Source organism: Streptomyces sp. NPDC036764, assembly GCF_055609385.1.
Window position 1 is genome coordinate 262,985 of the sequence record NZ_JBVJPT010000008.1, and the last position, 13,500, is coordinate 276,484.

At 71.7% G+C, this 13,500-nt stretch carries 11 protein-coding genes; 6 read left to right on the plus strand and 5 right to left on the minus strand.

What is annotated here, in order from left to right:
• Positions 1 to 508 precede the first annotated feature (508 nt).
• Positions 509 to 970, plus strand: coding sequence for an ATP-binding protein (locus ACZ69Q_RS28060; RefSeq protein WP_471046944.1), 462 nt, complete (start codon positions 509 to 511; stop codon positions 968 to 970).
• Positions 971 to 1,382: 412 nt separating this feature from the next.
• Here ACZ69Q_RS28060 and ACZ69Q_RS28065 read toward each other — a convergent pair whose 3' ends face one another.
• Entirely contained in the window at positions 1,383 to 2,309 is a 927-nt protein-coding gene (locus ACZ69Q_RS28065; RefSeq protein WP_471046767.1) for a cyclase family protein, read from the minus strand.
• Between the two features lie 96 nt (positions 2,310 to 2,405).
• Between ACZ69Q_RS28065 and ACZ69Q_RS28070 the strand changes: the two genes are divergently transcribed.
• From ACZ69Q_RS28070 to ACZ69Q_RS28085, 4 genes are all read left to right on the plus strand, one after another.
• Positions 2,406 to 3,320: an SDR family NAD(P)-dependent oxidoreductase gene (locus tag ACZ69Q_RS28070; RefSeq protein WP_471046768.1), complete on the plus strand. Its 915-nt coding sequence runs from the start codon at positions 2,406 to 2,408 to the stop codon at positions 3,318 to 3,320.
• Positions 3,321 to 3,425: 105 nt separating this feature from the next.
• Positions 3,426 to 4,571, plus strand: a complete 1,146-nt coding sequence (locus ACZ69Q_RS28075; RefSeq protein WP_471046770.1) for an acyl-CoA dehydrogenase family protein — start codon at positions 3,426 to 3,428, stop codon at positions 4,569 to 4,571.
• Entirely contained in the window at positions 4,571 to 5,620 is a 1,050-nt protein-coding gene (locus ACZ69Q_RS28080) for an alcohol dehydrogenase catalytic domain-containing protein (RefSeq protein WP_471046772.1), read from the plus strand. Before ACZ69Q_RS28075 ends, ACZ69Q_RS28080 begins: the two co-directional genes overlap by 1 nt.
• A 170-nt stretch (positions 5,621 to 5,790) precedes the next feature.
• Positions 5,791 to 7,044 carry an MFS transporter gene (locus ACZ69Q_RS28085; protein WP_471046773.1) on the plus strand — a complete coding sequence of 418 codons (1,254 nt, stop codon included), beginning with the start codon at positions 5,791 to 5,793 and terminating at the stop codon, positions 7,042 to 7,044.
• Here the strand turns inward: ACZ69Q_RS28085 and ACZ69Q_RS28090 are convergent.
• A complete protein-coding gene (locus ACZ69Q_RS28090; protein WP_471046775.1) occupies positions 6,952 to 7,989 on the minus strand; it encodes a GlxA family transcriptional regulator in 1,038 nt (345 codons plus the stop codon). The genes ACZ69Q_RS28085 and ACZ69Q_RS28090 overlap by 93 nt on opposite strands.
• A 71-nt stretch (positions 7,990 to 8,060) precedes the next feature.
• Here ACZ69Q_RS28090 and ACZ69Q_RS28095 point away from each other — a divergent pair, with 71 nt between their 5' ends.
• Positions 8,061 to 9,371, plus strand: coding sequence for an MFS transporter (locus ACZ69Q_RS28095; RefSeq protein ID WP_471046776.1), 1,311 nt, complete (start codon positions 8,061 to 8,063; stop codon positions 9,369 to 9,371).
• A 13-nt stretch (positions 9,372 to 9,384) separates the two neighbouring features.
• On the opposite strand, the gene ACZ69Q_RS28100 is transcribed toward ACZ69Q_RS28095, so the two are convergent.
• From ACZ69Q_RS28100 to ACZ69Q_RS28110, 3 genes are all read right to left on the minus strand, one after another.
• Complete coding sequence (locus ACZ69Q_RS28100; RefSeq protein WP_471046777.1) at positions 9,385 to 9,990, minus strand: flavin reductase family protein; 606 nt, start codon at positions 9,988 to 9,990, stop codon at positions 9,385 to 9,387.
• Between the two features lie 159 nt (positions 9,991 to 10,149).
• The gene (locus ACZ69Q_RS28105; protein ID WP_471046945.1) at positions 10,150 to 10,971 is read right to left on the minus strand and encodes an enoyl-CoA hydratase/isomerase family protein; all 822 of its coding nucleotides are present in this window, start codon (positions 10,969 to 10,971) and stop codon (positions 10,150 to 10,152) included.
• A 169-nt stretch (positions 10,972 to 11,140) separates the two neighbouring features.
• Complete coding sequence (locus ACZ69Q_RS28110; protein WP_471046779.1) at positions 11,141 to 13,366, minus strand: acetate--CoA ligase family protein; 2,226 nt, start codon at positions 13,364 to 13,366, stop codon at positions 11,141 to 11,143.
• Between the last annotated feature and the right edge of the window lie 134 nt (positions 13,367 to 13,500).

A 13,500-nucleotide genomic window follows, 5' to 3' on the forward strand; every position in this document is an offset into this window, starting at 1 on the left:
AGGCCCCTGGTCTGCGACGTCGCCCACGGCTCCCGCGCGGATGTCGCGGATTGTGGCATACCGGAATTACGGAGCGTTGATATCGGGTTGTGTCCTACGCGTGACTCGTCACGGCCTGGAGTCGGCCGTCTGCTCCGGTACCTTGTGTGAGATGCGAGTGGTTCCGAGCACGAGCCATGCCGGAGTTGCCCTGGAGGCGGCTCCGGATCCGGCGGTGCGCGCCGTTGCTCGCAAGGCGGGAGGGCCGTCGGCCCCCGCCTGTTCGACTCCCCATGACAAGCGTCGCACAGTATGCCGCACGGGTACTCCTTCACGCTGGAATATGCCCGAAGCGCTTGTTGGGGTGACTGTACGTCAACCATGCTGTCAGCTAAGGGATTCACGTTCCGTGACCCTGGCTCCGGCCATTGATCTGGTCATGAAAAGAATGGCTAGGATCGTGGCCCTCGTGAGGCGCGGGGCTTTGTGTCCGCCGGTTCGGATGGTGTGAGCGGTGCAGGTGCTTCAAGTGACGCTGGAGATCCGGCCCGACCCCGCTGAGGTGGGGCGAGCCCGGCGGTGGGCCCGCTCGCGGCTCGCCGGGTCCGGGATAGGCGCCGATGAGCCGCTCGCCGAGACCCTGATCCTGCTCGTGTCCGAACTGGTCACCAACGCCGTCGTGCACACCGGCTGTCCGGCCGTGCTGCGCCTGTCCCTTCCCGGAGCGGCTCAGGACGCCGCCACCGTCCGCCTCGAGGTGGCCGACCGCAGCGGCCGCGCCCCCGTGCCCCGGTGCGCCGACGGCGACGCCACGGGCGGCCGGGGCCTCGCCCTCGTCGACGGCCTCGCGGACCGGTGGGGCTGGTCCTCCGAGGGCGGCGGCAAGCGGATCTGGTGCGAACTGGACCGCGACGCCGACTCGCAGGGCGCCGCCTCTGCCTACGGCAGCGGATCTTCGGCGTACGAGGGGCTCGCGTACGAGGCGGTGTGACGGGCGCACGGAGCGGCAACTCCGGCGGATTCGGTGCACGGTTGCAGAAAGCGCTGTCCCCTCGCCTCGGGTATGTGCTGGTGCGCCCGGGCATGCTTCTGTGCGCGCCGTCGAGAAATGGGGCGTAAGTAACAAATCCCCGATTAGGTGTTGACGCCGCGTGTCCGGTTGATCACGCTTGTGGTCAGCGATTCGCCGTGAGGGGACGACGAGGACTTCGGTGACGGATGCCCTTGCCGAGCGTGGGTCGTGAATCGGTGTCGGTCTTCTTCGGGGCCAGGGGAGACCGGGGAGGTACGCCGGAGTTCGGATGGCGGCGCGCGGTGTCGTGCCCGGGGCGGATGGGGCACCTCCCCGTTCGGGCGCGGCCGGGAGCTGGGGGAGCCGCGCCGCCAGCCGACCTCACCGGACTTCAGAGCACCGCCACGGGCGCGACGGGCGTCCCCGTGCCGCCGACGAACGGCTCCGGCATCGCCGACAGCAGAAACGCATAGCGGCCCTCTTGTCCACAGGCTGTGGACAACTCTTCGAGATTCCAGTTCTGGCCCTGGAGCATCCCCATCTCCACGAGGTCGAGCGCGTGCACGGGCAGCCACAAATCCTCTGTCTCGGGCGGAAATATCTCAAACGTGAGGGTGTCGTTGGCGACGGCCGCCACGTCGCGCGCGTGGAACCACTCCGGCGTGCGGATCGACAGGCCGGGCGAGGGATAGCCGTACGCGTGCTTGTCGCCGGCGAGACAGACCTGGATCTGGCCCGTCCGTACGAGCACGATGTCGCCCGCGCGCACGCGCGTGCCCGCGAGTTCCTCGGCCGCTTCCAGGTCTTCCGGGGTGACCGCGTGCCCGCCGTCGAGCCGGGCGACGCCACGCGCGCGTGCCACGTCGAGCAGCACCCCGCGCGAGACGATGTGCCGTGCCTTGTCGATGCCGCTGAACTCGGCGCCGCCGTGCGCGGTGATGGTGTCGGCGGGGCGGCCGTTGTAGAGGCGGCCCGAGTGCGAGACATGGGTGAGCGCGTCCCAGTGGGTGGCCGCCTGGAGGCCCATGGTCACGGCGTCGTCGCTGCACGCGACGGTTCCCGGGCCGAACAGCTCCTGGTTGATCTGCACCATCGTGTGCAGGGGGTTGATACGCCCGGGGATCATCCCGGTCTGCACGCCGTCCTCCTTCAGGGGCAGGGCGAGCGGGATACGGCGGCCGGTGCGGACGCAGGCCGCCGCCTCGCGGACGACTTCGTCGGTGATGAGGTTCAGGGTGCCGATCTCGTCGTCGGCGCCCCAACGCCCCCAGTTGTTCACGCGCTTGGCGATCTCGTGGAACGCGTCCGGCAGTGACATGAGTCCCTCCCCGGGGCTTGTCTCCGCGTATCTGACGGGTCGTAGAATCAAGTTGAATCTAACGGACCGTCAGAAACTGCGGGAAGGGGCCGGGGCGTGGGGAACTTCTTGGCAGGCAAGGTCGTCGCCGTCACAGGCGCCGGGCGGGGCATCGGGCGGGCGGTGGCGCTCGCCGCCGCGGCCGAGGGCGCGCGCGTCGTCGTCAACGACTACGGGGTGTCCATGGACGGCCTCTCGCCCACGAGCGAGGTCGCCGAGGCCGTGGTCAAGGAGATCGAGGCGGCGGGCGGGGAAGCCGTCGCCGTGGCCGACGACGTCTCCACGATGGCGGGCGGACAGCGGATCGTGGACACGGCGCTGTCGTCGTACGGGCGGCTCGACGGAGTCGTGTGCGTCGCCGGGATCCTGCGCGAGCGGATGCTGTTCAACATGTCAGAGGACGAGTGGGACCCCGTGGTCGCAACTCATCTGAAGGGGACGTTCACCGTGTTCCGGGCCGCGTCGGCCGTGATGCGCAAGCAGCGGGCGGGGACCTTGATCGGGTTCACCAGCGGCAACCATCAGGGGTCGGTCTCGCAGGCCAACTACAGCGCGGCGAAGGGCGGGATCATCTCTCTCGTGCGCAGCGCCGCGCTCGGGCTGCACAAGTACGGGGTGACCGCGAACGCCGTCGCGCCGGTCGCCCGTACCCGCATGTCGGCCAACGTGCCCATGGAGCTCGCGGAGATCGGGGAGCCGGAGGACGTGGCCGCGCTGGTGGCGTACCTGCTGTCGGACGCGGCTCGCGAGCAGGGGGTGACGGGGCAGGTGTACACCGTCGCCGGGCCGAAGATCGCGGTGTGGGCGCAGCCGAGGGAGCTGCGGGCCGCGTATGCCTCCGGCGGGTGGACGCCGGAGTCGATCGCGCAGGCGTTGCCCGGGTCGGTGGGGGTGGATCCGATGCCGATGCTCGCTCGGGTGGAGGCGATGGAGAGGGCCGCGCGGGAGGGGTCGCGGCCGAACGCCCAATAGCTCGGGGCTGTTGCCGGTGGACGGCTGCGGGTCTGTTGTGGCTGATCGTGCAGTTCCCCGCGCCCCTGGGGGGTTTCAGCAGTCCGGCGTCAAGAGGAGAGGTCAGTGGACTTTGAATTCGCCGCCGAGGACGAGACGTTCCGCGCGGAGGCGCGGGCGTGGCTCTGTGAGCATGCCGAAAGCGGGCAGGAACGCCGTGCCTGGGAGCGCACCCTCGGGAAAGCCGGGTGGATCGGGCTCGGGTGGGGGGAGGGCGGGTACGGGAATCGGGTCGCCACGCTCACTCAGCAGGTCGTGTGGGCCGAGGAGTATGCGCGGTCGGGGGCGCCGGCGCGGTCCGGGCACATCGGGGAGAAACTGCTCGCGCCGACGTTGCTCGCGCACGGGAGCGAGGAGCAGAAGGCGCGGTTCCTTCCGCCGATCGCGCTCGGGGAGGAGCTGTGGTGCCAGGGGTACAGCGAACCCGGGGCTGGGTCGGACCTCGCCGGGGTGCGCACGAAGGCCGAACGGGCCTCGGACGGGACGTACCGCGTCACCGGGCAGAAGATCTGGACCTCCCTCGCCCATGAGGCGGACTGGTGCTTCGTGCTGGCCCGTACCGAGCCGGACTCCCGGCGCCATCACGGACTGAGCTTCCTGCTCGTCCCCATGGACCAGCCGGGGCGTATCGAGGTGCGGCCGATCCGGCAGATGACCGGCACGAGTGAGTTCAACGAGGTCTTCTTCGACGGTGCGCGCGCGGAGCACCTGGTCGGCGGTGAGGGCGCGGGGTGGCAGGTCGCGATGAGCCTGCTCGGGTTCGAGCGGGGGGTCTCCACGCTCGCCCAGCAGATCGGATTCGCCGGGGAGCTGGCGCGGGTCGTGGGTGCGGCGGTGCGGTCCGGCGCCGTGGAGGATCCCGTCGTACGCGACCGGCTGGTGCGGCAGTGGGCCGAGTTGCGGGTGATGCGGTGGAACGCCCTGCGGACGCTGGGGAGTTCGGGCGACGCGGGGGCGCCGAGTGTGGCCAAGCTGCTGTGGGGCGGCTGGCATCAGCGGCTCGGGGAGCTGGCGGTGCAGGTGCGCGGTGCGTCGGCGAGCGCGGGGCCGCGGGAGTGGGCGCCCTCGGCGCCGTACGAACTCGACGACGCTCAGCATCTGTTCCTCTTCTCCCGCGCCGACACGATCTACGGGGGTTCGGACCAGGTTCAGCGCACGATCATCGCCGAGCGGGTGCTCGGTCTGCCCAGGGAGCCCAAGGGGGTCGTCTGATGCGCGCAGTGATGTTCGACGGCAAGCGGGTCGAGGTCGTGGACGATCTGGAGGTACGGGATCCGGGGCCGGGTGAGGTGCTGGTGTCCATCTCGGCTGCCGGGTTGTGCCACAGCGATCTGTCGGTGGTGGACGGGACCATACCTTTCCCCGTTCCTGTGGTGCTGGGCCATGAGGGCGCGGGGGTGGTGGAGGCCGTCGGTGTGGGGGTCACCCATGTCGAGCCCGGGGATCATGTGGCGCTGTCCACGCTCGCCAACTGTGGTGCGTGTGCCGAGTGCGACCGGGGGCGGCCGACCATGTGCCGGCAGGCCATAGGGCGGCCGGGAAGGCCGTTCCGGCGGGGTGAGCAGGCCGTGTTCCAGTTCGCGTCCAACTCCGCCTTCGCGGAACGGACCGTGGTGAAAGCGGTGCAGGTGGTGCGGATCCCGAAGGACATTCCGCTGCCGTCCGCCGCGTTGATCGGGTGTGGGGTGCTGACCGGGGTGGGGGCCGTACTGAACCGGGCGCGGGTCGACCGCGGCGACCGGGTGGTCGTGATCGGCGCCGGCGGGATCGGGCTCAACGTCATCCAGGGCGCGCGGATCGCGGGGGCGCTGCGGATCGTGGCGGTGGACGCCAATCCGGCGAAGGAGGCGGTGGCGCGGCAGTTCGGGGCGACGGACTTCCTGACGTCGGTGGACGGGGTGCGGGACCTGCTGCCGACGGGGGCGGACCACGCCTTCGAGTGCGTGGGGCGCGTGGAGTTGATCCGGGCGGCCGTCGATCTGCTCGACCGTCACGGGCAGGCAGTACTGCTCGGGGTGCCGGCGGCCACCGCCGAGGCGTCCTTCCTCGTGTCCTCGATGTACCTGGACAAGTCGATCCTGGGCTGCCGCTACGGGTCGTCGAGGCCGCAGCGCGACATCGCCCTGTACGCCGAGCTGTACCGGGCCGGGCGGCTCATGCTGGACGAACTGGTGACGCAGACGTATCCGGTGGAGGAGTTCGAGCGGGCGGCGGCGGACGCGGAGGCGGGGAAGGTGGCGCGCGGGGTGCTGACGTTCTGAGGTCTTCGGGGACTCCGGGGTTCCGGGGTCTCCGGGGCTTCCGGGGCTTCCGGGGGTTCCTCGGTTCGCGGCGAGTTCCCTCGGCCTGCGGTGACGGCTTGTGGCGGGGTTTTCCACAGGCCCGGAAATCGGCTGCCGTGTTGTCGGTGGGGGCGCTTACCGTCATCTGCATGACCTATCGAGACGTCGCCACCAAGCAGGTGCTGATCTGGGCGTGTACCGCCGTCGCCGCTCGTATGCCGGTCGCCATGACGCCGTTGGCGCTGGTGTTCCTGGTGCGGGAGCGGCCCGGTGGCTACACGCTGGGCGCGACGCTCGCGGCGGTCTATGTGCTCGGCGAGATCATCGGCGCCCCGGTCCTCGGGATGCGGCTGGACCCGGCGCACGGCCGGCGTCATCTGGTCGTCGGACTCGCGGGTGGGGCGCTGGGGTTCATCGGGCTCGGGATATTCGCCGACTCGCACCCCGTGGTGCTGGGGGCGTTCGCGTTCCTGGCCGGGGCCGCCCCCTCCGCGGCCGCCGGCGGGCAGCGTGCGCTGCTGACGTCGCTGGTTCCGGAACGCGCCGTGGCGCAGGCGCTGTCGGCCGAGTCGATGCTGATGTCCGGGGTGTGGGCCGTCTCCCCGGTCGCCGTCGCCGGTCTGGCCCTCGCGGTGGCGCCCCGGGTGCCGTTGCTCCTCGCGGCGGCCTGCATGGCGTTGTCGATCGCGGGCCACTGGCTGCTGCCCGCGGGCTGGGCCGGGAGCGAACAGGACGGGGACACGGGCCGGGCGAAGACCCGCGTGCTGCTGCGGGCCTGGCCGGTGTACGTCACGGGCGCGGCCAGCATCACCCTGCTCGGCCTGACCGAACTCACCCTGCCCGCACTGCTGGAGCAGCGCGGCATCGGCGTGGGCTGGTCGGGCCCGATGCTGGCGGGCATGGCCGTGGGGGCGGGACTCGGGGCGTTCCTGTACGGCCTGCGGTCGTGGCCCGGGCGGCTGCACGCGCGCAGTGCGGTGCTGATCAGCAGCATGGCGGTCTTCGTGGCGCTGGTCGCGCTCATACCGGGCGGCGCCGGGATGACGATCGCCCTCGTCGTCGCGGGCGTGCTCCAGTCGGGCGCGCTGATCACCCGCAACCTGTCTCTGCGCGAGGCCCTCCCGCAGAGCGCCCTGGCCGCCGGATACTCCGTGCTGTACGCGGCCGCCGGCGCGGGCTACGCGGCGACGGGTTCCCTCGCGGGCGGCCTGCTCCAGGTGGTCGCGCCGTCCACTGCCGTCCTGGCCGGTGTGTCGCTGACCCTGCTGCTCACCGTGCTCGGCTGGTGGGGAGAGGCCCGGCGGGACGTCTCAGGTGCGGCCGACGACCTGGCGGTCGGCCTTGCCGCCGGCGCGGAAGGTGCGCCGGTAGCTGGTGGGTGTGACCCCGAGTGCCGCCTGTAGGTGCTGCCGCATCGACTGGGCCGTGCCGAAGCCCGCGGCGCCGGCCACCTGGTCGACCGAGAGGTCGGTGGACTCCAGGAGGTGGCGGGCGCGTTCGACGCGCTGCTGGGTGAGCCACTGGCCGGGGCTGACGCCGACCTCCTCGCGGAAGCGGCGGGTGAAGGTGCGCACCGACATGGACTCCTGGTCGGCCATGTCCCGCAACTGGATGGGCTCGTGGAGCCGGCCCAGGGCCCAGGCGCGGGCCGTGGTCGTGGACGACTGCTGCGGGTCGGGGACCGGGCGGTGGATGTACTGCGCCTGGCCGCCGTCGCGATGGGGCGGTACGACCGTGCGGCGGGCCACCTCGGTGGCGATCGCCGTGCCGTGGTCGCGGCGCACCATGTGCAGGCACAGGTCGATCCCGGCCGCGACCCCGGCCGAGGTCAGCACGTCGCCGTCGTCGATGAAGAGCACGTCCGCGTCGACCTTGATCCGCGGGAACAGCCGCTGGAAGCGCTCGGCGTCGGCCCAGTGCGTGGTCGCCGGGCGCCCGTCGAGCCGGCCGGCCGCGGCGAGGACGTACACGCCGGTGCAGATGGAGGCGAGCCGGGTGCCGGGGCGGATGTGGGCGAGCGCGGCGGCCAGCTCGTCGGTGAGCACGCCCTCCTCGAAGACCGGGCCGAGCTCGTACGACGCCGGGACGATGACGGTGTCGGCGGTGGCCAGCACCTCGGGGCCGTGCTCGACCTGGATGGCGAAGTCGGCGTCGGTCCGCACGGGGCCCGGCGGCCGGATCGAGCAGGTCACGACCTCGTACAGATGGCGCCCGCGGGCGTCCTTGGGGCGGCCGAAGATCCGGTGCGGGATGCCCAGCTCGAAGGGGAGCAGCCCGTCCAGCGCGAGGACGACCACGCGGTGCGGGCGGAAATCCGACGGCGGACGGGGCTCCGGCTCACTGCTCATGGCCCGATCCTAACGAATGCTGTCCTTCGGGCCAATGGATCCTCGCCGGAGCAGGCCCGAAGCTCGTTGTCGTGACGCAGACAACCCCCGCCACCGCCGCCACCGAGGCCACGTCCCCGACGAGGCCGCCTCGTCCCCGTATCCACCGCGCCTGGTTCGTCGCCGCCGTCGCCTTCGTGACGATCCTCGGGGCGGCCGCCTTCCGCTCCCTGCCGGGGCTGCTCATCGACCCGCTGAACGACCGGTTCGGCTGGTCGCGCGGCACGATCGGGGCCGCTGTCTCCATCAACCTCGCGCTCTACGGCCTGACCGCCCCGTTCGCCGCCGCGCTGATGGACCGCTTCGGCATACGCAGGGTGGTCGCGGCGGCCCTGACCCTGATCTCGGTCGGCTCGGGTCTGACGTACTGGATGACGGCGGCCTGGCAGCTTCTGCTGTGCTGGGGTCTGCTGGTGGGACTCGGCACCGGTTCGATGGCGCTGGCCTTCGCCGCCACGGTCACCAACCGCTGGTTCACCGAGCGGCGCGGTCTGGTCACCGGCATCCTCACCGCCGCTTCGGCCTCCGGCCAGCTCATCTTCCTGCCGCTGCTGTCCTGGATGATCGAGGAGCACAGTTGGCGTCCGGCCGTCGTCACGGTGGCCCTCACGGCCCTGGCGGTCGTCCCCTTCGTGTGGCTGCTGCTGCGCGACCACCCGGCCGACGTGGGCCTGGCGCCGTACGGCTCGAAGGAGTTCGTGCCGAAGCCGCCGCCCGCGCAGGGCGCCGCCCGCCGGGCCGTGACGGTGCTCTTCTCGGCGGCCCGTACCGGCCCCTTCTGGCTGCTGGCCGGCACGTTCGCGATCTGCGGCGCCTCCACCAACGGCCTCATCCAGACCCACTTCGTGCCCGCCGCCCACGACCACGGCATGCCCATCACGGCCGCCGCCTCGCTGCTCGCGGTCATCGGCGTCTTCGACGTCGTCGGCACGATCTTCTCCGGCTGGCTCACCGACCGCTTCGAGCCGCGCCGCCTGCTCGCGGTCTACTACGCCCTGCGCGGCATCTCGCTGCTGTTCCTGCCGATGCTGCTCGCGCCGAGCGTTCACCCGCCGATGCTGTTCTTCATCGTCTTCTACGGCCTCGACTGGGTCGCCACGGTCCCGCCCACCGTCGCCCTGTGCCGTGAGCAGTACGGCGACGACAGCGCGATCGTCTTCGGCTGGGTCCTCGCCTCCCACCAGGTGGGCGCCGCGCTGGTCGCCTTCGCCGGCGGAGTCGCGCGGGACGTCTTCGGCACGTACGACATGGTCTGGTACGCGTCCGGGGCGCTGTGCGCGGGGGCGGCGCTGATGGCGTTGGTGATCCGGCGGCGGCCGGCGCCGGTCGCGATGGCTGCCTAACGGGCGGACGGGGCTACAGGAACCGCCCCTTGTGGAACAGCAGCGGTGGCTCGTCGCCGTCGCTCACCCCGAGGGCGTCCACACGTCCTACGACGATGAGGTGGTCGCCCCCCGTATGCACCGCGTGGATCGTGCAGTCGATCCACGCGAGCGTGCCCGCGAGGCGGGGTGAGCCGGAGGCGGGGGCGGCGTCGTAGGTCACCCCGGTGAACTTGTCCGCACCGCTCACCGCGAAGGCGCGGCACAGTTCGCCCTGGTCGGCGCTCAGCACGTTCACACAGAAGACGCCCGCGCGGGCGATGCGTGGCCAAGTCGTCGACGTGCGGCCGACCATGAAGGCGACCAGCGGCGGGTCGAGGGAGAGGGACGAGAAGGACTGGCAGGCGAAGCCGGCGGGGGCTGCGGGGGCGTGCGGGGTGTCCGGGCCGGCCGGGGCCGTCACGACGACCACGCCCGTCGCGAAGTTGCCGAGCACCCGCCGGAACTCGTCCTGCGGGATCGGCGCGCGCTCGTCCTCGCCGACACAGCGCAGCGCCGGGCGCGGCAGCGCCTGAACGGGCGGGGCGTCGGCCGACCTCAGGTAGCGGACGGCGGCGGCCGCCATCCCTGCGTGTCCCATCACGACATCCATTGAAACTGACGGATCGTCAGATGGGAAGGGGTGTGCGAGGGTGTGGGAACACCATGTGTGCCCTGCGCACATGGGGTGGGCAGACATGGCCGCACACCATTCCCCATTCCCCAGCGTCCAGCGTCCAGCGCTCAACGCCCAGCGCGTTCAACGCCCCTTGAATTCCGCGCTCCTGCGCTCCACGAAACTCGCCACGCCCTCCCGCGCGTCCCGCGTCGTCATGTTGATCTCCTGTGCGGCCGCCTCCGCGGCGAAGGCGGTGGTGCGGTCGGTGTCCAGTGAGGCGTTGACGAGCTGCTTGGTGAGGGCGAGCGCGCGGGTCGGGCCGGCGGCGAGGCGTTCGGCCCACTCGCGGGCCGTCTTGTCCAACTCCCCGTCCGGGATCACCCGGTTGACGAGGCCCAGCCGCTCCGCGTCCGCGGCGGTGAGCGCGTCGCCGAAGAACATCAGCTCCTTGGCGCGGTGGAGTCCGATGAGGCGCGGGAGGAGGTAGGCGCCGCCGCCGTCCGGCACGAGGCCGCGTCGTACGAACACCTCGATGAACCGTGCGGACTCCGCGGCCAGTACGAGGTCGCAGGCGAACGCCAGATGCGCGCCGATGCCCGCCGCGGTGCCGTTGACGGCGGCGATCACCGGCTTCTCGCAGTCCAGCACGGCCGCGATCAGCCGCTGGGCGCCGAGCCGGATCGTGCGGGCGACGTCGCCGGCGACGCGCTCCGTGCCGGCCGCCGTTCCGCGCAGGTCGGCGCCCGCGCAGAAGCCACGGCCCGTGCCGGTCAGCACCACGGCCCGCACGTCCGGGTCCGCGGACGCGTCGGCGAGCAGCTCGATGATGCGTTCGCGCTGGTCGGGGGTGATCGCGTTGAGAGCCTCGGGCCGGTTGAGGGTGATGCGGCAGACCTGACTGTCAGTGGCGTGCTGTACCAATGAATCGACGGAATTTCCGGATGCACGGGGGGAATCGGGCATGCTCATCTCACGGTCGGTAGTCAGGTCGGCGTCGGTAGTCAGGTCGGCTTCGGCAGTCGTCCCGGCGTCGGTAGTCACGTCGGCTTCGGCAGTCGTCCCGGCGTCGGTAGTCACGTCGGCTCCGGCAGTCGTCCCGGCGTCGGCGGTCCGCTCGTCGCGGTCGTTCATCTCAGCGGCACACCACCAGTGCGTCCAGCGCCACCGCGCCCTGTCCCCTGGGGAGCACCATCAGCGGGTTGATGTCGAGCTCCGCGAGGTCGTCCCCGAGTTCCAGGACCATGCGCTGCACCCGCAGGACGACCTCCACGAGCGCGTCGAGATCCGCCGGGGGCCGCCCCCTGACCCCGTCGAAGAGGGCCCGCCCGCGCAGCTCGGCGCACATGTCCCGGGCCTGTTCCTCCCCGAAGGGCGGCACGCGTACGGCCGTGTCGTTCAGCACCTCCACGAGCACCCCGCCCAGCCCGACCGTCACGGTCGGTCCGAACAGCTCGTCGTGCGCGGCGCCCACGACCGTCTCCACGCCCCGCTCGACCATCTGGCAGACCAGGACGCCGTCCAGGGACACGTCCTCGTAGCGGGCGATGTCGGTCAACTCGCGGTAGGCGTCGCGGACCTGGCTGGCGGAGGTCAGCCCGATCTTGACCAGGCCGAGCTCGGTCTTGTGGGCGATCCGCGCGCCGGACGCCTTCATCACCACGGGGTAGCCCACCAGCCCCGCCGCCCGTACGGCCGCGGCCGCGCTGGTCACCAACTGCTCGCGCGGGACGCGGATTCCGTACGCCCGCAGCAGTTGCTTCGCCGAGTGCTCGCTGAGCTGCTGTCCCGGGCGCATCAGTGCCTGCGCCTTGCGGTAGGACGGCGACGGGGTGCGCGCGGCCTCGTCGAAGGGGGAGCGGTAGCCGCTGACGAAGCGGTGGTGGTCGAGGTAGGCGCGCACGGCGGTGATGCAGTTCGCCACCGTGCGGAAGGTGGCCACGCGCGAGGAGCCGAGCAGGACCTCGCGGTAGGCCGGCTCGGTGCCGACCGGCGACCCCCACACCACGCAGACCAGCTTGTCCGTGCGCTCGGCGGCGTCCACCAGGTCCTGGACGAGCCGGTCGCTGAGGGGCGGGAAGGGGCCGGTGATCGGGCAGATCAGCACCCCCACCGCGGGGTCGTCGAGGATCGCGTCGATGATCTTCCGGCCGCGCCAGTCGCCGACGGGATGACCGCCGTTGTCGACCGGGTTGGCCACGCTCAGATACTCGGGTATCCACTGGTGCAGTTCGGCCTGCTTGGCCTGCGACAGTGCCGGCAGTCGCAGTCCCGCCTCGGTCGCAAGGTCGGCGAAGTGCGCGCCCGTGCCGCCCGAGATCGAATAGACGACGACGCCGTCGGCGCGGGGCGGCCGTGCGCGGGCCAACAGGGCGGCGGTGTCCTGGAGTTCGTCGAGACCGTCGACGCGGATCACGCCGTACTGCCGCATCGCCGCGTCCACCACCGCGTCCGCGCCGGTCAGCTTGCCGGTGTGTGAGGCGGCCGTACGGGCGCCGGTCTCGGTGCGGCCCACCTTGACCGCGACGACCGGCACGCCGCGGCGGGCGGCGTGGTCGGCGGCGAGCAGGAAGGCGCGGCCGTCCTTGAGGCCCTCGACGTAGGCGGCGATGGCGCCGACCTCGGGCCGCTCGGCGAAGTAGGAGATGAAGTCGGCGCATTCCAGGTCGGCCTCGTTGCCGGTGGGCGCCCAGTGGGACAGGCGGATGCCGAGCTCCTGGAGGGCGAAGACGGGGCGGCCCTGGTGGCCGGACTGGGTGATGAGGGCGATCGCGGGGCCGTCGAGGTCGTCGCGGAACCGCTCGAAGGCGTTGAGGTTGGTGTTGGGGCCCAGCAGCCGCATCCCGGACCGCTCGACCGCGGCGGTCAGCCGGTTCTGCGCGGCGGCTCCCTCCTCGCCGGTCTCGGCGAACCCGGAGGCGAAGACGACGGCGAACTTCACCTTGGTCTCGGCCAGTTCCTCGATCACCGGAAGAGGGTCGGCGACCAGCAGCACGGCGAGATCGACCTGCTCGGGCAGGTCGGCGACGGAAGGGGAGCAGGGGATGCCGAAGACGGACGTGCGGCTCGGGTGCACCGGGTGGAGCCGGGCGCCGACCCGCTCCGACCAGGCGATGAGCTGGCGGGTGACACCGGTGTTCGGCCGGCCCTCGGCGTCGGAGGCGCCGATCACGGCGACCGATTCCGGCCGGAAGAGGCGGTCCAGATCGGGCACGTCGCAGTACAGGGGACGGCCGCTGACGTCGAGATCGTCGACCTCGGCGGGCCGGCCGTGGACGGCGGGCCCGGGTTGCTCGCCACAGGCGATGACCCGGGCCCGGCGGGAGTCGGTGGTGAGGGTGCCTTGGGTTGATCCAAGCATCGGTCCGCCCGCTCCTGTGTGACAGCGATTAACTGACGCAGTGTCAGATTAAAGGAACTGACGCTCAGTCAGGAACGGCTGTGCACGCAAAGTTGAGCGGGAGAGCACTCCACGCCCGGCGGGATCGGTGCGAG

What these genes read in the sequence shown, in the direction of transcription:
- ACZ69Q_RS28065 (WP_471046767.1), bottom strand. Translation starts at nt 2,309, where the DNA reads ATGTCACTGCCGGACGCGTTCCACGAGATCGCCAAGCGCGTGAACAAC.
- ACZ69Q_RS28080 (WP_471046772.1), top strand. Translation starts at nt 4,571, where the DNA reads ATGCGCGCAGTGATGTTCGACGGCAAGCGGGTCGAGGTCGTGGACGAT.
- ACZ69Q_RS28085 (WP_471046773.1), top strand. Translation starts at nt 5,791, where the DNA reads ATGACCTATCGAGACGTCGCCACCAAGCAGGTGCTGATCTGGGCGTGT.
- ACZ69Q_RS28090 (WP_471046775.1), bottom strand. Translation starts at nt 7,989, where the DNA reads ATGAGCAGTGAGCCGGAGCCCCGTCCGCCGTCGGATTTCCGCCCGCAC.
- ACZ69Q_RS28100 (WP_471046777.1), bottom strand. Translation starts at nt 9,990, where the DNA reads ATGGGACACGCAGGGATGGCGGCCGCCGCCGTCCGCTACCTGAGGTCG.
- ACZ69Q_RS28105 (WP_471046945.1), bottom strand. Translation starts at nt 10,971, where the DNA reads ATGCCCGATTCCCCCCGTGCATCCGGAAATTCCGTCGATTCATTGGTA.
- ACZ69Q_RS28110 (WP_471046779.1), bottom strand. Translation starts at nt 13,366, where the DNA reads ATGCTTGGATCAACCCAAGGCACCCTCACCACCGACTCCCGCCGGGCC.